Annotated in this window: 20 protein-coding genes; 9 read left to right on the top strand and 11 right to left on the bottom strand. The window is 70.2% G+C overall.

The genetic code is table 11. The features are described 5' to 3' along the window. Positions 1-2 precede the first annotated feature (2 nt). Positions 3-725, top strand: coding sequence for an ESX secretion-associated protein EspG (locus tag ACFFQA_RS11980; protein WP_377851856.1), 723 nt, complete (start codon positions 3-5; stop codon positions 723-725). Here ACFFQA_RS11980 and ACFFQA_RS11975 read toward each other — a convergent pair. The 4 genes from ACFFQA_RS11975 to ACFFQA_RS11960 form a co-directional block, all read right to left on the bottom strand. Next, on the bottom strand, positions 700-1740 hold the full coding sequence (locus tag ACFFQA_RS11975; protein ID WP_377851855.1) for a YhjD/YihY/BrkB family envelope integrity protein: 1041 nt from the start codon (positions 1738-1740) through the stop codon (positions 700-702). The genes ACFFQA_RS11980 and ACFFQA_RS11975 overlap by 26 nt on opposite strands. 56 nt (positions 1741-1796) lie before the next feature. Further along, entirely contained in the window at positions 1797-2831 is a 1035-nt protein-coding gene (gene trpS, locus ACFFQA_RS11970; RefSeq protein WP_377851854.1) for a tryptophan--tRNA ligase, read from the bottom strand. A gap of 24 nt (positions 2832-2855) precedes the next feature. Then, positions 2856-3134, bottom strand: a complete 279-nt coding sequence (locus tag ACFFQA_RS11965) for a hypothetical protein (RefSeq protein ID WP_377851853.1) — start codon at positions 3132-3134, stop codon at positions 2856-2858. A 168-nt stretch (positions 3135-3302) separates the two neighbouring features. Beyond that, positions 3303-5810, bottom strand: coding sequence for a bifunctional FO biosynthesis protein CofGH (locus ACFFQA_RS11960; protein ID WP_377851852.1), 2508 nt, complete (start codon positions 5808-5810; stop codon positions 3303-3305). Between the two features lie 134 nt (positions 5811-5944). On the opposite strand from ACFFQA_RS11960, the gene ACFFQA_RS11955 reads away from it, so the two are divergent. Then, positions 5945-6541 carry a hypothetical protein gene (locus ACFFQA_RS11955; protein WP_377851851.1) on the top strand — a complete coding sequence of 199 codons (597 nt, stop codon included), beginning with the start codon at positions 5945-5947 and terminating at the stop codon, positions 6539-6541. Between the two features lie 486 nt (positions 6542-7027). Here the strand turns inward: ACFFQA_RS11955 and ACFFQA_RS11950 are convergent, their stop codons facing one another. The 5 genes from ACFFQA_RS11950 to ACFFQA_RS11930 all read right to left on the bottom strand — a co-directional run bounded on the left by ACFFQA_RS11950 (position 7028) and on the right by ACFFQA_RS11930 (position 10865). Further along, positions 7028-7828 carry an exodeoxyribonuclease III gene (locus tag ACFFQA_RS11950; protein WP_377851850.1) on the bottom strand — a complete coding sequence of 267 codons (801 nt, stop codon included), beginning with the start codon at positions 7826-7828 and terminating at the stop codon, positions 7028-7030. 46 nt (positions 7829-7874) lie between these two features. Continuing rightward, complete coding sequence (locus tag ACFFQA_RS11945) at positions 7875-8516, bottom strand: LysE family translocator (protein WP_377851849.1); 642 nt, start codon at positions 8514-8516, stop codon at positions 7875-7877. Positions 8517-8543: 27 nt separating this feature from the next. Further along, the gene (locus tag ACFFQA_RS11940) at positions 8544-8858 is read right to left on the bottom strand and encodes an SH3 domain-containing protein (RefSeq protein ID WP_377851847.1); all 315 of its coding nucleotides are present in this window, start codon (positions 8856-8858) and stop codon (positions 8544-8546) included. 183 nt (positions 8859-9041) lie between these two features. Next, positions 9042-10259 (bottom strand): NADP-dependent isocitrate dehydrogenase, encoded by a 1218-nt coding sequence (locus ACFFQA_RS11935; protein ID WP_377851845.1) that lies wholly within the window; start codon positions 10257-10259, stop codon positions 9042-9044. A 114-nt stretch (positions 10260-10373) separates the two neighbouring features. After that, positions 10374-10865: a MarR family winged helix-turn-helix transcriptional regulator gene (locus ACFFQA_RS11930; protein ID WP_377851844.1), complete on the bottom strand. Its 492-nt coding sequence runs from the start codon at positions 10863-10865 to the stop codon at positions 10374-10376. Between the two features lie 94 nt (positions 10866-10959). Between ACFFQA_RS11930 and ACFFQA_RS11925 the strand changes: the two genes are divergently transcribed. The 6 genes from ACFFQA_RS11925 to ACFFQA_RS11900 all read left to right on the top strand — a co-directional run bounded on the left by ACFFQA_RS11925 (position 10960) and on the right by ACFFQA_RS11900 (position 17258). Then, positions 10960-12462 (top strand): FAD-dependent monooxygenase, encoded by a 1503-nt coding sequence (locus ACFFQA_RS11925; RefSeq protein ID WP_377851843.1) that lies wholly within the window; start codon positions 10960-10962, stop codon positions 12460-12462. 98 nt (positions 12463-12560) lie between these two features. Continuing rightward, positions 12561-13463 carry an ABC transporter ATP-binding protein gene (locus tag ACFFQA_RS11920; protein ID WP_377851842.1) on the top strand — a complete coding sequence of 301 codons (903 nt, stop codon included), beginning with the start codon at positions 12561-12563 and terminating at the stop codon, positions 13461-13463. Continuing rightward, complete coding sequence (locus ACFFQA_RS11915) at positions 13460-14203, top strand: ABC transporter permease (RefSeq protein WP_377851841.1); 744 nt, start codon at positions 13460-13462, stop codon at positions 14201-14203. Before ACFFQA_RS11920 ends, ACFFQA_RS11915 begins: the two co-directional genes overlap by 4 nt. A gap of 5 nt (positions 14204-14208) precedes the next feature. Further along, the gene (locus tag ACFFQA_RS11910) at positions 14209-15471 is read left to right on the top strand and encodes a sensor histidine kinase (RefSeq protein ID WP_377851840.1); all 1263 of its coding nucleotides are present in this window, start codon (positions 14209-14211) and stop codon (positions 15469-15471) included. Then, complete coding sequence (locus tag ACFFQA_RS11905) at positions 15468-16106, top strand: response regulator (RefSeq protein WP_377851839.1); 639 nt, start codon at positions 15468-15470, stop codon at positions 16104-16106. The genes ACFFQA_RS11910 and ACFFQA_RS11905 overlap by 4 nt, the downstream gene beginning before the upstream one ends. A 321-nt stretch (positions 16107-16427) precedes the next feature. After that, complete coding sequence (locus tag ACFFQA_RS11900; protein ID WP_377851838.1) at positions 16428-17258, top strand: metal-dependent hydrolase; 831 nt, start codon at positions 16428-16430, stop codon at positions 17256-17258. Here ACFFQA_RS11900 and ACFFQA_RS11895 read toward each other — a convergent pair whose 3' ends face one another. Continuing rightward, positions 17259-17609, bottom strand: a complete 351-nt coding sequence (locus ACFFQA_RS11895; RefSeq protein ID WP_377851837.1) for a YybH family protein — start codon at positions 17607-17609, stop codon at positions 17259-17261. Between ACFFQA_RS11895 and ACFFQA_RS11890 the strand changes: the two genes are divergently transcribed. Next, a complete protein-coding gene (locus ACFFQA_RS11890) occupies positions 17595-18032 on the top strand; it encodes a winged helix-turn-helix transcriptional regulator (protein ID WP_377851836.1) in 438 nt (145 codons plus the stop codon). The genes ACFFQA_RS11895 and ACFFQA_RS11890 overlap by 15 nt on opposite strands. On the opposite strand, the gene ACFFQA_RS11885 is transcribed toward ACFFQA_RS11890, so the two are convergent. Further along, positions 18006-18668: a TetR/AcrR family transcriptional regulator gene (locus ACFFQA_RS11885; RefSeq protein ID WP_377851835.1), complete on the bottom strand. Its 663-nt coding sequence runs from the start codon at positions 18666-18668 to the stop codon at positions 18006-18008. The genes ACFFQA_RS11890 and ACFFQA_RS11885 overlap by 27 nt on opposite strands. Positions 18669-18741: the final 73 nt, after the last annotated feature.

Genomic DNA, 18741 nt, shown 5'->3' with positions numbered 1-18741 from the left:
CCGTGGACGTCTGGCTGTCCGAGGTGGAGCTCGACGTGCTGTGGGAGTCGGTGGACCTCGGCGAGCCGCCACTCGTCCTCGATGTGCCCTCGCCCGGCGCGACCCATGCCGAGCGCGCGCACATCGTGCGGCGGACCTGGGACGGTCTCGCCGAACGGGGTGTACCGACCGCCGTTGTGCAGGATCAGCTGCGAACACCCGCGACGGGGCGGCGTTCGTTCGAGTTGCGGGCGTGGCTCGACGGTGAGGTCCGGGTGCTGCTCAGCGCCGATGGGGACTCAGCGGTGCTTGCGGTGCTGGCACAGGGCGGCTGCACACTGCGCTCGCTGCCGTCGACCGACCTGGCGGGCCGGATCGTGTCTGTGCTGCCCGATGTCCCCGCCGGGCGCGGGGTCTCGGTGAACGTGCCCGTCGCGAGCTTCGCCGCCGCCGGGCAGAAGCACCGGGGCAGCGACATCGCCGAGGCGTTGGCGCGGGACGGGCTGTCTCTCAGCGACGCGCGGGTCCTGGTGTCTATGTGCGAGGGCATCACCCGACGGGGGCAGTTCGCGGCGACGTGGCGCACGTCACAGGGGAGTCGTGAGCGGGCGGGGCACGTGGTCGGGTTCCACGAGAACGCCTCTGGCCGCTATCTCGCCCTCCGCAGGGGTGACTACCTCACCGTCGCGCCCGTGGACGCCACACGGCTCTCTGGAGAGCTCACCGGCTTGTTCGCCGGGGTCTGAGCAGCCTCCCCAGCGCGAGCCCGACCACCGCGCCCGCGCCGACCAGGCCCGCCGCCGTCTTCGGGCTCGGGCCGTCGTGCACCTCCACGGTCGGTCGGATGACCGCGGGGGGCGGCGGCGCGACGGCCGGTGGGATCACGTTGTCCCGCGAGGTCGCCGTCCACGCCGCCGAGAAGACCAGCAGGCGCGCCACCAGGTTCACGAAGATGAACAGACCGAGGACGGAGCCGAAGACCGCTCCGGCCGGGGACTTGGTGACCTGGCCGAGGTAGATCGTCCCGACCTGCTTGAGGAGCTCGAAACCGACCGCGCCGAAGATCGCGCCGCGCATGGCACTGCGCCACGTGACCGGTTTGCGCGGCAGCTTGGCCAGCACCCACAGGAACACCAGCCAGTTCGCGGCGAACGACAGCACGATGCTCAGCACGCGGATCAGGGCCTGTGCCCAGCCCTGGTCGGCCAGGCCCACCCAGCCGAGGATCGTCTCCGCCATTCCGCTGCCCGCGACGGTGAGGCCGAAGGAGATCGCCAACGCGGCGCCCAGGCTGATCAGCGCCAGGAAGTCCATCAGGATCGTGCGGAAGAAGGGCAGCTCCGGCCGGCCGGTGCCCCACTGCGCGGTCAGGGCGTCACGAAGGCTGACCATCCAGCTGTAGCCGGAGTAGAGGGCGACGACGAAACCGATGTAACCGATCGTCTGGCGCCCCGCGAGCACCGTCGTGAGGATGTGGTCCACCGACTCGCTCGCGCCACCGGGCACCAACGCGGCGATCTCGTTCTTCAGCGCGTTGAGCAGCTCGGCGTTGCCTTCGAGCACGACTCCGGCGATGGAGAAGGCGACCATCAGGATCGGCACCAGCGCCAGGATCGAGAAGTACGTGATCGCCGCCGCGTAGTGGTCGCCGTAGTTGTCCACGTAGCGACCGCCGGAGCGCACGAGGTGGTCGAACCAGCGGTGCTGTTTCCGCTTGCGTTCGAACCACGAGAGCTTCGCCTGGTCTTCAACCTCCGCCACGACCGGACGCTACCCCGATCACGGGGAGGCCGCCGGACAACGGTGGCCCGTTCGGCTCAGCCCGCGGGCGCGAGGAACCCGACCCGCTTGTAGACCGCTTCCAGGGTCCTGGACGCGACCTCGCGGGCCCGCTCGGCACCCTGCAGCAGGATCTTGTCCAGCTCCGCCGGATCGTCGAGGTAGGACCGCACCTTCTCGCGCACCGGGGTGACGAAGTCGGTGACCACCTCGGCGAGGTCCTTCTTCAGGTCGCCGTAGCCCTTGCCCTCGTAGTCCCGCTCCAGGTCGGGGACACCGCGCCCGGTCAGCGCCGAGTAGATCACCAGGAGGTTGCTGATCCCGGCCTTCTTCTCGGTGTCGTAGCGGACCTCGCGCTCAAGGTCGGTCACGGCGGAGCGGATCTTCTTCGCGCTGACCTTGGGCTCGTCGAGCAGCTCGACCACGCCAGCGGGCACCGACTTGCTCATCTTCGACGTCGGGTCCTGCAGGTCGTAGATCTTCGCGGTGTCCTTGACGATGTAGGGCTGCGGCAGCACGAAGGTCTTGCCGTAGCGGGAGTTGAACCGCTGCGCCAGGTCCCTCGTCAGCTCCAGGTGCTGCCGCTGGTCCTCACCGACCGGAACCTCGTTCGCCCGGTACACCAGGATGTCCGCGGCCTGCAGGATCGGGTAGGTGAACAGGCCGACGCTGACCCGGTCCACGGCCTGCCGGGCGGACTTGTCCTTGAACTGGGTCATCCTGCTGGCCTCGCCGAACCCGGCCAGGCACTGCATCACCCAGCCGAGCTGCGCGTGCTCGGGCACGTGGCTCTGCACGAACAGCGTCGACCGGTCGGGGTCGATGCCCAGCGCCAGCAACTGGGCCGCGGAGACCCTGGTGCGCTGGCGCAGCTGCTTGGGGTCCTGCTCGACGGTGATCGCGTGCAGGTCGACCACGGCGTAGAACGCCTCGTGGGTGTCCTGCATGGCGACCCACTGCCGCAACGCGCCCAGGTAGTTGCCGAGGTGGAACGAGTCGGCGGTCGGCTGGATGCCGGAGAGCACCCTCGGCCGGCGAGCGGCCTGGTCCTGGGTCTGCGTCGGGCTTGCCACGGGTGGATTCTCGCAGAGCCCAGTTCAGCGCCGAGCGCCCGATCCCACCATCTCCGGCTCGCGGCGCTCGTTGGCCGGGTCGACCGTGGCCACGTTCTTCCTGCGGCGGATGATCCCCAGCAGCAGGCCACCGATCCCCAGCGAGACGGCGGTGATCGGCACCAGGCTCGCGGACAGGGTCGGGGCGGCCAGGGTCACCTGCTCCCCCTGGGCGGACGCCGTGCCCGCGGTGAGGACCCCGACGAGCACGGCGGTGGGCACGGTCAGCAAACGCGCTGCACGTCGAGCGATCCGGCTGCGCAACTCAAGTGCCTCCTTGACGGAGGTTCCCCCGCCTTGTGGGGGAAACCACGGACACGGCCGAGAAACTACCCAACGCGCCATCCCGTGAGGAGGGGGGTGGGGCAACGCGTTGGTAACGGCGGCCGAGCGTAGCGGTCACGGTTTGAGCGCGCGTTACCCCCATTTCGATCATGAAGGGTGGTAGGTGGTGGTACGCTGCCGCGCCCTGCGCCCGACCGAGGTCGCGATCCGCTCCAACTGCTCGATGGTGCGGGCCGAACCGTGCTCGGAGCCGGCCATCCTGCTGATGGTCTCCTCCATCAGCGTGCCGCCCAGGTCGTTGGCACCGCCGCGGAGCATGTGCGCGGTCCCGTCGTCCCCGAGCTTCACCCACGAGCACTGGATGTTGTGGATGCGGCCGTGCAGGGCGAGCCGGGCCATGGCGTGCACGGCGCGGTTGTCCCGCAGGGTCGGCCCCGGCCGGGCGAGCCCGGCGAGGTAGATCGGCGCGCTGCGGTGCACGAAGGGCAGCGGCACGAACTCGGTGAAGCCACCCGTCTCGTCCTGGATCCTGGCCAGCGTGCGCAGGTGTCCGAGCCAGTGCCCCGGGTGGTCGACGTGGCCGTACATCATCGTGGAGCTGGAGCGGATGCCGAGCCGGTGCGCCGTGCTGACGACCTCGATCCACGTCTTGGCGGGGAGCTTGCCCTTGGTGAGGACCCAGCGCACCTCGTCGTCGAGGATCTCCGCCGCGGTACCGGGAATCGTGTCCAACCCGGCGTCGCGCAGCTCGGTCAGCCACTCCGCCACGCTCACGCCCGCCTTGGACGCGCCGCTGACGATCTCCATGGGGCTGAAGGCGTGCACGTGCATGGCGGGCACCCGGGACTTGATGGCGCGCACCAGGTCCGCGTAGCCGGTCACCGGGAGCCTGGGGTCGATGCCGCCCTGGATGCAGACCTCGGTCGCGCCCGCCTCGTGCGCCTCCTGCGCGCGGTCGGCGACCTCCTCGGCGGAGAGCCGGTAGGCGTCGGCGTCGCGCTCGCGCTGGGCGAAGGCGCAGAACCGGCAGCCGACGTAGCAGACGTTGGAGAAGTTGATGTTCCGGTTCACCACGTAGGTGACGTCGTCGCCGACGACACTCGCGCGCAGCTGGTCGGCGAGCTTGGCCAGCTCTTCCAGCGCCGCGCCGTCGGCGTTGAACAACGCAAGCGCCGCAACGGAGTTGGCCTCGTCGAGCAACGCTGCCGGATCGAACTCTGCGAGCCTGAGCCCGGCGCGCACGTCGTCGTCGAGCCGCTCCGGCGCGCTGATCGCGGGCAGCGCGGAACGCAGTTCGTCCCAGTCGCCGTAGACGTTGTCGAAGTCGGCCCGGCGGTCCTCGGTGCGGCCCTCGGTGTCGATGCTGGCGTGCAGGTCGGTGCGGCCACTGGATTCCAGGCCGCCGTCGGGCTCCTGCCACGTGCTGCCGACCGGGATCGCGTCCGCCCGCGCGAGGCCGTCCGGCTCGGCGAGCGCGGCGACGTGCCCGGCGACGCGGAGGTCGATCCACGGCGCCCCGGCGCGGACGTAGCGCGGATAGACCGTGAGCCGCTCGCGGAGCTCGAACCCGGAGGCGGCGGTGCGCGCGGCGAGTGCGTCGATGTGCGGCCACGGGCGCTCCGGGTTGACGTGGTCCGGGGTGATCGGCGAGACCCCGCCCCAGTCGTCGATCCCCGCGCGCAGCAACAGTTCGTGCTCATCGCCGATGAGGTTCGGCGGGGCCTGGACGCTGACGCCGGAGCCGAGCAGGAGCCGCGCGACGGCCACGGTCGCGGCCAGCTCGCGCAGGTCCGCGTCGGGCATGCCGCGCATCGCCGTGTCCGGCTTGGCGCGGAAGTTCTGCACGATGACTTCCTGGACGTGGCCGTACTGCCGCGCGCTCTGCCTGATCGCCAGCAGCGACTCGGCCCGCTCGGTGAGGTTCTCGCCGATGCCGATCAGAATGCCCGTGGTGAAAGGAACTCCGACGCGTCCGGCGTCGGTGAGCACCTGGAGCCGGACGGCGGGTTCCTTGTCGGGGCTGCCGTAGTGCGGACCGCCCGGCTCGCTCCACAGCCGCGTCGCGGTGGTCTCCAGCATCATGCCCATGCTCGGCGAGACGGGCTTGAGGCGCTGGAACTCCTCCCAGCTCAGCACTCCGGGGTTGAGGTGCGGCAGCAGGCCGGTCTCCTCCAGCACCGCGACGGCGACCGAGCGCAGATAGTCCACAGTGGACGAATAGCCGCGGGCGTCCAGCCACTCGCGGGCCTGCGGCCACCGCTCCTCCGGCCGGTCGCCGAGGGTGAACAGCGCCTCCTTGCACCCGGCCGCCGCGCCCTCGCGGGCGATGGCGAGCACCTCGTCGCGTTCGAGGAAGGCGGCGGGAACGCGGTGCGGAACGGTGGCGAAGGTGCAGTAGTGGCAGCGGTCGCGGCACAACCGGGTGAGCGGGATGAACACCTTGCGGCTGTAGGTGATCACGCCATCGCGCCCCTCGGCGGCGAGGTGGGCGTCCCGGACGGTGGCCGCGGCGGCCAGCAGCTCGTCGAGGTGGTCGCCGCGGGCCGCGAGCAGCACGGTCGCTTCGGTGACGTCGAGGGTGGCGCCGTCCCGCGCCCGGCGCAGTGCTCGCCGCATCGCCGCGTCGGAGGGCGCGGGCTGCTGAATTTCGCTCACCTTCCCAGCCTAGGTTCGCGCTCCGGCGGTTTCGCCCCGTGGGAACGCCGATTCCTTGCGATGATCACCACTTCGGCTGTTTCCGGTGCGTCATCCCCGATCAACGAGGCCCACTGGGGCAGAGTCTGCAGAATGTGACGGAGACCGCACTTTTCCGCCGGCTGGCCAGGGAGACGCCCCGCGGCTGGTCGCGCCTGCGCTTCGAGCTCGACGTGTTCCGCGACGACCTCCGCGACCGCCGCCAGCGCATCGACCTGACGCGCGAGGGCTCGGTGCGGGTGGAGGACTGGGCCGACGGCGAGTGGGTGGCCCGCGAGCCGGGCGAGGACCTGCTCGAACCCCGGCTCGGCGTGCCGATGTGGGACAGCTACCACGGTCCGTCACTGTTGGCGCCCCGTGAGCTGGCCGACGGTTTCGGCTGGTCGTGGCCCGGTGAGGAGCCGGAGACGCTGCCGGGGCCGTTACGGTTCAAGCGCCTGGCGATGATCAGCTCGGGCGGCCGGGAGATGCTGGACGCGGTGGTCCAGCCGACCGACGACTACGACCCGTTGTGCCCGTGCTGCCCGCTGCTGGACGGCGCGCGCGGTCACGTGCAGCAGCCACCGCACAAACCCGCCAAGCGCTTCACCGTGCGGCTCGACGTGGCCACCGGGGTGTGCGTGATCGCGCGGCCGCTGGACCGGCACGTCGGCTACGGCCACATCCTGCGCCGCCTGGAGGTCGACCCCTGAAAAGGTGACACCAGCGCGGAACCCGCATTCACCGCCAGATTGCCGAGACGGTCGCTGCTAGCGTTTCCGCGGCATTGCCCGCACGTTCTGCGGAAACTGGGAAATTCGCGAAACGACGAGCAGCTTCCGCCTGCGCCCGCAGACCGCGGCAACGGCTCTGGCAGCGGTTCTGGCCGCAGGTCTCGCGGTGCCGGGCACTGCGTCCGACTGGGTCTTCATCCTGGACACGCGGGGAAGCTCTTACCGCTCCGCTCCCAGGAGGGGCGGCGAGGGGACCTCGTACACCTGGACCACCAGCTCGGCCTTGTTCCCGAACGGCAAGGTCTGCGCCTCGGCGCGCCGGGCGTGGAGATCAAGTACTGGTGAGACGCGGCGGCGATCTCGCGTGACTTCCGGCCCGGGTGGCTTTTCTGGGTCGACGTTCTTGAAAAGCCCCCCGGGCCGACACGACGCGTTCCAGGATCACCGCGGAAATCCGCTCAGCGACTAGGCGAAATCGTAAGTGATCGTCACCGGTGCGTGGTCGGACCAGCGGGCGTCGTAGGTCTCCGCGCGCTCGACCCGCGCCTCCTTCACGCACTCGGCCAGTCCGGGGGTGGAGATCTGGTAGTCGATGCGCCAGCCGGAGTCGTTGTCGAAAGCCTTGCCCCGGTAGGACCACCACGAGTACGGCCCTGGTCCCTCCGGGTGCACCCTGCGGAAGACGTCGACGTATCCGGCGTCGTCGAACACGCGGTCCATCCACGCGCGCTCCTCCGGCAGGAAGCCGGACTCCTTCTGGTTGCTCTTCCAGTTCTTCAGGTCGATCTCGCGGTGGGCGATGTTCCAGTCCCCGGACACGACGACCTCGCGCCCCTGCCGCTTCGCGGCCTTCCTCCGCTTCACCAGGTAGGGCAGGAACGCGTCCATGAAGCGCTCCTTCTCCTCCTGGCGCGGCGTGCCCACGTCACCGCTGGGCAGGTAGAGACTGGCCGCGGTCAGGCCGGGCAGGTCGACCTCGACGTAGCGGCCGCTGTGCTCGAACTCCTTGGCGCCGAAGCCGATCCGCACCGCCTCCGGCTGCTGCCTGGTGAGGATGGAGACGCCGTTGCGCCCCTTCTGGTCGCTGTGGGCGTGCACGACGTGCCAGCCCTCCGGCTCGCGCACCTCGGCGGGCATCTGCCCGGGCTCGGCCCTGGTCTCCTGGAGGCACACCACTTCGGCCGGGGTCGTCGCCAACCACTCGACGAAGCCCTTCTTGGCGGCGGCGCGCACGCCGTTGACGTTCACGGTGGACACGGTCAGCACGGCGCGAGCCTAACCCCGACCCCCGACATGATCGGCCGCGACGCGGCTACGACTGCTCGGTCAGGGCGAGGCGGACGCCGAGTGCGAGGAAAACCGTGGCGGTGACCCGCTGGCGCCACAGGTGGAAGCGGCGGTTGCGGTTGAGCCGGGTGGTCAGCGCGCCCGCCGCCACCGCGAGCACGCAGTCCGTCAGCACGCCGACGACCGCGAGCACCAGGCCGAGCACCAGGAACTGGAGCACCACCCAGCCGCGCTCGGGGTGCACGAACTGCGGGAGGAAGGCGAGGAAGAACAGGGCGGTCTTCGGGTTCAGCACACCGGTCAGCACCGCGCTGGTGAACACCTTGCGCGCCGGGACGCCCGACGAGTCGAGCTCCGCGACGGGGCGGGAGCCTTCGTGCCACGCACGGTAGGCGAGGTAGACCAGGTAGGCCGCGCCGAGGTACTTCAGCACCGAGAACGCCACCGCCGAGCCCGCGAGCAGCGCGGAGAGGCCGACGGCCGCCGCGGCGGTGTGCACGAGGGTGCCGATGCTCAGGCCGAGCGTGGTCGTGACGCCCGCGCGCCTGCCGCCGTTCGCGGTGCGGACCAGGACCAGGGCCTGCGCCGGCCCCGGGACGAGGACGAGCGCGAAGCAGGCCGCGACGTAGGTCGCCATGGTCGTGGCATCGAAGACCGACGGGAACATGGGCTCAGCCTGGCACGGCGACCCCGGTCAGCGGCAGGTGTTGAGCTTGTCCGCGGTGAGGAACTGGTCGGCCGCCCAGCGTTCGTTGCCGAGCTTGCGGAAGCCGTTGTCGAGCTCGCCGGAACCGGGGGTGAGCGCGTCGCGGCGGAGCTTGGCGACCACCGGGTACTGGGTGCTCGGGCCGGTGCGGATGTTGAGCAGGTCGGCGGTGACCTTGAAGTCGCAGCGCTGGGCGCCCCCGGTGAGCTCGGGTGGCTGCGGTGCCGCGCCCATGTTGGACAGCACGATGAAGCCCACGACGGCCGCGCCGATGAGCAGGATGGGGCGTAGGAACAGGAACACGGTCCCTCCAAGATCGGGCCGAAGCCTGGTCCTGGTATAGCGCCTACCCGCTTGAGCTGCGAAGACCTGGATGGGAAGTGCACCCCGCGAAGCGGGCGGCTCCACCCGTTGGGGGCAGCGGGGACACAACGCGTGAGGGCCGCCCCCGGACGGGAGCGGCCCTCGGCGCGAGCGGGAAGAAGATCAGGCCATCTTCTTCTGCAGGTTCTCGTCCAGCGAGGCCAGGAACTCCTCGGTGGTCTGCCACGGCTGGTCCTTGCTGATCAGCAGGGCCAGGTCCTTGGTCATCTTGCCGCTCTCGACGGTCTCGATGACGACCCGCTCCAGCGCGTTGGCGAAGCCGATGACCTCGGGGGTGTTGTCCAGCTTGCCGCGGTGGGCGAGGCCCCGGGTCCAGGCGTAGATGGACGCGATCGGGTTGGTCGAGGTCGGCTTGCCCGCCTGGTGCTGGCGGTAGTGCCGGGTGACCGTGCCGTGCGCCGCCTCGGCCTCGACGGTCTTGCCGTCCGGGGTCATCAGCACGGAGGTCATCAGGCCGAGCGAGCCGAAGCCCTGGGCCACGGTGTCGGACTGCACGTCACCGTCGTAGTTCTTGCACGCCCAGACGTAGCCGCCCTCCCACTTCATGGCCGCGGCGACCATGTCGTCGATGAGGCGGTGCTCGTAGGTCAGGCCCTTGGCGTCGAAGTCCGCCTTGAACTCGGCGTCGAAGATCTCCTGGAACACGTCCTTGAACATGCCGTCGTAGGCCTTGAGGATCGTGTTCTTGGTCGACATGTAGACCGGGTAGTTGCGCTGCAGGCCGTAGCTGAGCGACGCCCGCGCGAAGTCCTCGATGGACTTGCGGAAGTTGTACATCGACAGGGCGACACCGCCGCCCTCCGGGTACCGGGCGACCTCGAACTCCATCGGCTCCGAGCCGTCCTCGGGCTTGAAGGTCACGGTCAGCGTGCCGGGGCCGGGGACCTTGAAGTCGGTCGCCTTGTACTGGTCGCCGTGGGCGTGGCGGCCGATGATGATCGGCTGCGTCCAGCCGGGGACCAGCCGGGGGATGTTGGAGATGATGATCGGCTCACGGAAGACGACACCACCGAGGATGTTGCGGATCGTCCCGTTCGGGCTGCGCCACATCTTCTTCAGGCCGAACTCCTCGACCCGCGCCTCGTCCGGCGTGATGGTGGCGCACTTGACGCCGACGCCGTGGCGCTTGATGGCGTTCGCCGAGTCGATGGTGACCTGGTCGTCCGTGGCGTCCCGGTGCTCCATGCCCAGGTCGTAGTAGTCCAGGTTCACATCGAGGTACGGGTGGATCAGCTTGTCCTTGATGAACTGCCAGATGATCCGAGTCATCTCGTCGCCGTCGAGCTCGACGACGGTGCCATGAACCTTGATCTTGCTCATACGGCCAAGCGCTCCTCTCGCGACGGTGCAAGCGGGACAAGCGTACTGCTAAGCCCGCCCACCGCCTGACCCGGCCAGTGTGATGCTGACCGCTCCCGGCCTGCCAGCCGAGTTCTACGACCCCTTGCCGGCGGACTCGGCGCGGTAGAGCCGCACGATCTCGGTCACGCCCTCGGTGATGCCGCCCATGAAGTCGCGGATGAGCCGGAGCTCGTCGTCGGTGCGGCCCTCCAGCCCGCGCAGCATCAGCTCCCGCAACGGCGCGAACGCGCGCGCGGTCTCGGCCTCACGGCGGCCGGTGGACACCACGAACACCCGTCTGCGGTCACTGGGGTCGCGGCGGCGCTCGATGAAGTCGGCCTTCTCCAGCCGGTCCAGCAGCGCGGTGACCGCGGAGGTGCTCAGCCCGGTGATCTCGGCAAGGCGGCCCGCGGTCAGGTTCTCCTCGTCGCGGGCCAGGTCCAGGCACTTGATGTCGGTCGGCCCGAGCCCGAAGCGGTCGGCTATCGCCTGGTGCATGAGCAGTCCCCGGGACGCGTTGTCCCGCATGACCCCCTCCATCTCGGCCAGCAGCTCAGCACGCGACGACGACGCACCACTTGACATCGGCACCTCCCGGCTCCAATACTTCGATCCATCGAGATATCCGATAGATCGAGATATCCGACACGTAGGATCATCTTACGACAACGGGGGTCAGATGAACCCGGAGCACGTTCCCGTCCTGGTCGTCGGCGCGGGCCTCGCCGGACTGTCCGCGGCCACCTTCCTCGGCCTGCACGGCGTTCCGGCGCTGGTGGTGGACAAGCACCCGAGCACCGCACAGCACCCGAAGGCGCGCGGGCAGTTCCCCCACACGATGCAGGCGCTGCGGATCGCGGGTGTCGACGAGGACTTCCTCGCCGCGCAGCCCGCCGACAGCGGCTTCACGATCAAGATCGCGGCCAGCACCTCGGGGCCGGTGTTCACCACGATCCTCGCGGGCGGGTCCCCGGACTTCAGCGCGTTCAGCCGCAACGCGTGGGCCAACGCCAGCCAGGAGAAGGCCGAGGTCATCCTGCTGCGCAGGGCGCGAGAGCTGGGCGCGGAGGTGCGCTTCTCGACGAAGGTCGAGTCACTGGCGCAGGACTCCGAAGGCGTCACGGCGGTGCTGCGCGAACTGCCCGCCGGAGCCACCCGCGAAGTCCGCGCCGACTACGTGGTCGGCGCGGACGGCCACCGCAGCCCGATCCGCGAGTGGCTCGGCATCGGCAGGCACGGGCGCGGCGTGCTCAGCGAGAGCGTCAACGCGGTGTTCGAAGCGGACCTCGGCGAGGGCTTCGACGGCCGGAACGTGGTGTTCTACCTCCAGAACCCGGAGCTCCCCGGCAGCGGCGGGGCGCTCACGAGCACCGACCACCGCAACCGCTTCGCCATCGGCGTCGGCCAGGTGGACGAGGTCGACGAGCAGCGGTGGACCGAACTGATCCGGATCGCCACCGGGCTGCCGGACCTGGAGCCGAAGCTGGTCGAGCAGAACAGCCACACGACCGTCTCGGCGCTCGTCGCCGACCGGTTCAGCTCCGGACGCGTGCACCTGATCGGCGACGCGGTGCGCACCATGCCGCCACACGGCGCGATGGGCGGCAACAGCGCGATCATGGACGGGTTCCACCTCGCGTGGAAATTGGCCATGGTGGTCAAAGGCCAAGCGGGGCAAGGGCTTCTGGACAGTCACGACAGCGAGCGGCGACCGTACTCGGAGATCCTCGTCGAACAGCAGTACGCCAACATGGTCCAGCGCAACAGCCCGCAGCTCGCCGACGGCAGCGAGGCCGAGCTGATCGACCCCGCACTGACGATCCTCGGCTACCGCTGCCCCACCGGCGCGATCGTGCGCGAGGCCGACGACGACGGAGCCCTGTTCGAGCACCCCGCGGAACCGACCGGCCGCCCTGGCTCCCGCGTCCCGTACAGCGAGTCCACTGTGGACATCTTCGGTCGGAGCTTCGTCCTGCTGACCGCATCGTCCACTTGGGACGAGAAGGCGGCCGACGTCGCGGGGAAGCTAGGGATCGACCTTGTCATCCACCACGTCCAGGAGGACCCCGCCAGGTACGGGGTGCGCCGGGACGGAGCCGTGCTCGTGCGTCCGGACGGGTTCGTGGCCTGGCGCGGGGAGGGCGACCTCGAAGCCGCGCTGCGCACAGCACTGGCCCGCTGAGCATCAACCGAACGGTGGATTCGCGCTCCACCACAGCCCTCCCGCACCGGGGCCGCGCGGTCGATTCGCCGAGCTCAGCAGCGGAAGATGCTGTTCACATGTCCATCATCGAAGTGAGCGGCCTCGGGAAGCGCTACGGCGAGCACGTGGCACTGCGCGATGTCTCCTTCTCCGTCGAGGAAGGCGAGATCTTCGGCATCCTCGGCCCCAACGGCGCGGGCAAGACGACCGCGGTCGAGTGCGTGGAAGGCTTGCGGCGCCCCGATTCCGGCACGATCAGGGTGCTCGGGCTCGACCCCACAGAGGACGAACGCGAACTGCGCGAGGCCGTCGGGGTCCAGTTGCAGCAAGCACAGCTGCCCGAGCTGATGAAGGTGTGGGAGGCGCTGGACCTCTACGCCTCCTTCTACCGGAACCCGCGCGACTGGCGGGAGCTGTTGGAGCAGTGGGGCTTGGCGGACAAGCGGAACACCAGGTTCTCCGCGCTCTCCGGCGGCCAGAAGCAGCGGCTGTTCATCGCGCTCGCCCTGGTCGGCAACCCGAAGATCGCGTTCCTGGACGAGCTGACCACCGGGCTCGACCCGCAGGCGCGGCGGGCCACCTGGAACCTGATCTCCGAGATGCGCGCGACGGGGGTGACGGTCGTGCTGGTCAGCCACTTCATGGACGAGGTGGAGTGGCTGTGCGACCGCGTCGCGATCTTCGACAAGGGGCGGGTGGTCGCGCTGGACACCCCGGCGGGGCTGGTCGACAGCACGCTCTCCGAGCGGCGGCTGCGGTTCCGGCCGGTTGCCGAGTTCGACGAGAACGCCCTCGCGCGGCTACCGGGGGTGCGCGAGGTCGTCCGGGCGGGCTCGCAGGTCGTGGTGACCGGGGCCGGCGGGTTCGCCGACGAGGTGACCGGGCTGCTCGCCAGGGAGCACGTGCTCGTGGCGGACCTGCGGCTGGACCAGCCGACGCTCGACGAGGCGTACGTGACGCTGACCGGAGGAGACAAGTGAACGGCTTGGGCAAGCTCACCCTGACCGAGGCGAAGTTGTTCCTGCGGGACAAGGTCTCGCCGCTGTTCGCCCTCGTGCTGCCGGTGTTCCTGTTGCTGGCGATCGGGCTCCAGTTCCGCGATGGCGCGGCGCCCGGCCCCGATCCCGACGGGTTGAGGGCCGCGTACTTCGTCGCGTCGATCGCGCTGGCGCTCGCGTTGGCCACGCTGTCCTTCAACTCCCTGCCGACCTACCTGGCGACCTACCGGGAGAAGGGGATCCTGCGCAGGTTGCGGGCGACCCCCGCGCACCCGGTGATGGTGCTGGTCGCGCAGATCCTGGTGGGGGCGGGAACCGCGCTGGTGTCGACGTCGGTGGTGGTCGGGGTCGGCCACCTCGCGCTCGACATCCCCTTGCCCGCGAACGTTCCGGCGTTCGCGGCGACGCTCGTGCTGAGCATCGTGGCGCTGTTCTCCGTCGGCCTGGTGATCGCCGCGATCGCCCCGACCGCTCGGGCGGCGACCGCGTCCGGGATGGTGGTGTTCTTCCCCAGCATGTTCCTGGCCGGGGTGTGGACACCGAAGGAGACGATGCCGTCATGGCTCGCCACGATCGGCGACTTCACACCGTTGGGGGCGGCGTTGCAGGCGCTGCGCGACACTTGGTCCGGCGTCGGTCTCCAGCCGTTCCACGCGCTGGTGCTCGCCGGGACCGCCGTGGTGCTGGGATCGGTCGCGGCCGCGCTGTTCCGTTGGGAGTAGGGAGCATGGTGGGCAAGGCGCAGTTCTGGGCGAGGTACGGCCAGCTCGTGCTGGTCGTGATCGGGTACGCCGTGCTCGCCTTGGCCACCCTGCTCTGGGGGCTGGTCGACGACGGGAAGACCCGCGCGCCCGTGGTGCTCGCCCTGGTCTGCGTGGCCGCGCTGTGGCTGCTGGTCGGAACGCTGCTGCGCACCCGACCGGACTTCACCCCCCGGCGGAACACCACCGGTTGGCTGGCCGGGAGGCCCGCGCTCGGCGCGGTGTTCTACTGCGGGCTCCTCGCGTCGATCTTCGCGCTGGTCTCCGCCTCTCCGATCTTCTCGATCTTCGGCGCCCTCGGCTACCCCTACGCGTACGCGCTGTTCCCCGCGCACTGGGCGGTCTTCGCGGTCGGGGTGGCCTCGGTCGGCGGGCTCACGGCGCAGACCGGGCTGAGCGGGCTCCAGCAGGCCTCGCCGTTCATCGTGCTGGTGAACGTCGCGGTCCCGCTCGCGTTCGCCGGGTGGGCCGCGGGCGGGGAGAGCCAGAAGCGGCAGGAGGTGATCCGCGAGCTGACCGAGGTCAACGAACAGCTCGAAGCCGCGATGCGGGAGAACGCCGGGTTGCAGGCCCAGCTGCTGGCGCAGGCGCGGGAGGCGGGGGTGACCGAGGAGCGCCAGCGGATGGCCAGGGAGATCCACGACACGATCGCCCAGGGCCTCACCGGGATCGTCACCCAGCTCCAGGCAGCTGACCAGGCCGCGGGCGAGCCCGCGGAGCAGCGCCGCCACCTGGACAACGCGGCGACGCTGGCACGGGAGAGCCTCCGCGAGGCGCGGCGGTCGGTGCACGCGGTGCGGCCGGAGGCGCTGGAGTCGGCAAGGCTGCCCGACGCGCTCGCCGCCGTGGTGAGACAGTGGTCGGAGATCAACGGCGTCACCGCCGAGTTCACCGCGACCGGCACGGCGCGGCCGCTGCACGCCGAGGTCGAGGTGGCGCTGCTGCGGACGGCGCAGGAGGCGCTGGCCAACGTGGGCAAGCACGCCAGGGCCCGCCGGGTGGGGATGACGTTGTCGTACATGGAGGACGTGGTGACGCTGGACGTGCGCGACGACGGAGTGGGATTCTCGTCCACAGTGGACAGTTCGGGTCCTGGTGGCTTCGGGTTGACGTCGATGCGGCAGCGGGTCGGCGGGCTCTCCGGCACGCTGGCCATCGAGTCCGAGCCGGGCTCGGGGACCGCGATCTCCGCGACCGTCCCGGCGATTCCCGTCGGAGGCCAGCGTTGAGCCCGATCACAGTGCTGATCGTCGACGACCACCCGGTGGTGCGCGACGGACTGCGCGGCATGTTCACCGGCGACGCCCGGTTCGACGTCGTGGGTGAGGCGGCGGACGGCGCGGAGGCGGTGACGCTGGCCGCCGCCCTGGAGCCGGACGTGGCGCTGATGGACCTCCGGATGCCGGGGACCGACGGGGTGACCGCGATCCGCGCGATCGCCGAGCGGCGGCTGCGGACCCGGGTCCTCGTGCTGACGACCTACGACACCGACGGGGACGTGCTGCCCGCGATCGAGGCGGGCGCCACCGGTTACCTGTTGAAGGACGCGCCGAAGACGGAGCTGTTCCGCGCCGTCGAGGCCGCCGCGCGGGGCGAGGCCGTGCTGGCCCCCGCGATCGCGACGATGCTGCTCAGCCAGGTCCGCTCCCCCGCCAAGGAACCGCTGAGCCAGCGCGAGCTGGAGGTGCTCGGCCTGATCGCGCGCGGGATGACCAACCGGGACGCGGCGGCGAAGCTGTTCATCAGCGAGGCGACCGTGAAGACCCACCTCCTGCACGTCTACGCCAAGCTGGGCGTGAACGACCGCGCCGCCGCCGTCGCCACCGCCTACGAGCTCGGGCTGATCACGCCGGGGCGGCGCTGAGGCACCTGCCCCTCCCCCACCCGCCGAAGATCGCCTAACCTCACGGCCGCGGCCGGACGATCTTTGGGGGCACCACCTCATCCCCCTGCCCTCGTTTCGCGTTGTGGACCCTTAACGCGAAATGAGAGCGCTCTTTCGAGCATGAAGGTGACAAAACGCGAAATCCTGATCACGCCAGCCAGTCCTACAAGCGCACACGGCGGCACGGGGTCGGGCTGATCACGCCGGGGCGGCGCTGAGGCACCTGCCCCTCCCCCACCCGCCGAAGATCGCCTAACCTCACGGCCGCAGCCGGACGATCTTTGGGGGCACGAGATGTCGATGGGGCCGACGCACGCCATCAGCGGGCTGGCCGCGTGGGGAGGCGTCGCGGTGCTGGGCGCCGCGTACGACTTCGGTGACTTCACCCCGCCCGCGCTGGTGGTCGGCGGGGCGCTCGCGACCGGGGCCGCGCTGCTGCCCGACCTGGACCACCCGAGCTCGACCGTGGCGCGCACCTTCGGCCCGATCAGCAAGGCCATGTCCGGCTCGATCAACTGGGTCAGCCACAAGATCTACCGCGGTACCCGCACCAAGAAGGACTCCAACCGGCACGGCGGGCACCGCGGCTTCACCCACACCATCGTCTTCGCCGTCCTCGCCGGGATCGCGACCACCGCGCTGATCCAGCTCAGCAACACCTACGCGCTGCCGTTCGTGATGTTCTTCTTCTGCGGCCTCGCCGTGCGCGGCCTGCTGCACGAGTGGTGCCCGAAGCGCGACGCACTGGCGATCACGCTGACCTCGGCGGGGCTGTCGTTCCTCTGCTGGCAGTGGGTGAACGGCTCACCGGAGCTGGCGGGCGCCTGCGGGCTCGCCGTGACGATCGGCTGCGTCGCGCACTTCATCGGCGACGCGATCACCGAGATGGGCTGTCCGATGCTGTGGCCGGTGCCGATCGCGGGCAAGACCTGGTTCCCGGTGGCACCGCCGAAGATCATGCGGATGAAGACCGGGGGCAAGGTCGAGAACATGGTGGTCCTGCCCGTGATCAGCCTGCTGGCGCTGTGGTTCTCCATCGCCGCCCTGCAGAGCACCGGCGCGCTGCCGTGGCTCGGCGTCGACCTGCTGCCGTGGGACACCACGGTCGTCGACGGTGTGGCGAAGCAGTGATCACGCGGTCCCGAACGGGTTGTCGATGACATATCGCCAGGTCCCGTCGGGTCCGCGACGGGCGACGTCGGTGGCGGTGCCGGTGACGTCGCCGATCGCCCAGTCGACGATCAGCAGCGCGATGTCGTCCGCGACGTAGGTGTGCCGAGGAGTGACCGTGATCGGTGCGCCGAGTTCGAGCATCTTCTCGTTGGCGCGCCTGCGTTCCAGGCCGGTGACCGGGTTGCCGGGACCGTCCACGAACACGCCGCCGGGTTCGTAGACGGCCTCGACCGCGTCGCTGCATCCGGTGTTGAACGCGTCCTGGAACTGCTCGGGAAGGCGCACACTGTGGTCGTGGTGGGTACTCATGGCACCAGCAAAGCGGGGCTTTCCGTCGGTCACCAAGCGGAAACCGACGGCCGGGTGTGGGACGGCGAGCTCGTTCCGGACACGCGTGGCCGCACCAGCAGGCCGGAGCCGGACTGCCCGGTCGAGGTCGCGCTCGCGGCGGTCTCCGGGCGGTGGGCGACGCTGGTGCTGCGCGAGCTCATGCACGGGCCGTGCTCGTTCGGCGAGCTGCGCGCACGGCTGCCGACGCTGACCGCGAAGGTGCTGACCGAGCGGCTCGGCGAGCTGCTGGACCAGGGCCTGGTGGCCAAGGACCGGCTGCCCGGCTTCCCCGTGCGCACGAGCTACCGGCTGACCGAAGCGGGCTTGGAGCTGCGGCCGCTGCTGGTCGCGCTGTACGACACGGGCTCGCGGGTGCTAGCCGCGCTCCCCCCACACGACTAGCGACTCCACCTCGGCCTTGAAGACCAGCTCCGGGTCGACTCCGGTCGGTCCGAACTGGTTGGTGACCTCCAGGCTGATCACGCCGTGCAGGCGGACCCACATCACGACCCCCCAGTGCAGCTGCTTGGGCGTCAGGTCGCCGGTCTGCATCTTGTCGCCCCACGCGCCGAGCTGGCGGTAGAGCGCGGTGCGCCGGCTCGCGGGCTCGGCGTCCTCCCCCACCGTCGCGAGCACGGCGGCCATAGTGCGGTGCGCGGCGGCGATCGTCTCGGCCGGAGCGTGGTAGCCGGGCACCGGGGTGCCGAAGAGCAGCAGGTACCGGTGCGGCTGCGCGACCGCCCAGTCCCGCATGGCAGTGGCGACCGCGCGCATCTGCGTGGCGTGGCCGGAGCGCTGACTGCCCGCGACCGCGGCTTCCATGGCGTCGGCGAGGTCGCCGTACGCGTCGAAGATCAGGTCGGTGAGCAGCGCGTCCCGGTTGGCGAAGTACCGGTAGAGCGCGGGCCCGGTGACACCCATCCGCTTGGCGATGGCGTTGACCGAGATCCCGCCCGGCCCGGCCTCGGCCAGCTGCTCCAGCGCGATGCGCTTGGCCTCGTCCCTGGTCTGCTCGCGGTAGCGCTGCCTGCGGTCCACTTCGGCCCCTCTCTTGACACGACGACCCTAACAGGTTCAAGCTCTTGTTAGAGCTTCTAACGTAAGTAACAAC

Origin of the sequence: Allokutzneria oryzae, assembly GCF_042429765.1 — a bacterium.
In the GTDB taxonomy this organism is placed as follows: Bacteria; Actinomycetota; Actinomycetes; order Mycobacteriales; family Pseudonocardiaceae; genus Allokutzneria; species Allokutzneria oryzae.
This window is presented reverse-complemented; position numbering and strand designations above follow the sequence as displayed.

Bases quoted from the DNA above. Each gene is read 5' to 3' on its own strand.
- ACFFQA_RS11945 (WP_377851849.1), bottom strand. From the start codon at position 8,516: ATGTTCCCGTCGGTCTTCGATGCCACGACCATGGCGACCTACGTCGCG.
- ACFFQA_RS11935 (WP_377851845.1), bottom strand. From the start codon at position 10,259: ATGAGCAAGATCAAGGTTCATGGCACCGTCGTCGAGCTCGACGGCGAC.
- ACFFQA_RS11930 (WP_377851844.1), bottom strand. From the start codon at position 10,865: ATGTCAAGTGGTGCGTCGTCGTCGCGTGCTGAGCTGCTGGCCGAGATG.
- ACFFQA_RS11925 (WP_377851843.1), top strand. From the start codon at position 10,960: ATGAACCCGGAGCACGTTCCCGTCCTGGTCGTCGGCGCGGGCCTCGCC.
- ACFFQA_RS11920 (WP_377851842.1), top strand. From the start codon at position 12,561: ATGTCCATCATCGAAGTGAGCGGCCTCGGGAAGCGCTACGGCGAGCAC.
- ACFFQA_RS11910 (WP_377851840.1), top strand. From the start codon at position 14,209: ATGGTGGGCAAGGCGCAGTTCTGGGCGAGGTACGGCCAGCTCGTGCTG.
- ACFFQA_RS11900 (WP_377851838.1), top strand. From the start codon at position 16,428: ATGGGGCCGACGCACGCCATCAGCGGGCTGGCCGCGTGGGGAGGCGTC.
- ACFFQA_RS11895 (WP_377851837.1), bottom strand. From the start codon at position 17,609: ATGAGTACCCACCACGACCACAGTGTGCGCCTTCCCGAGCAGTTCCAG.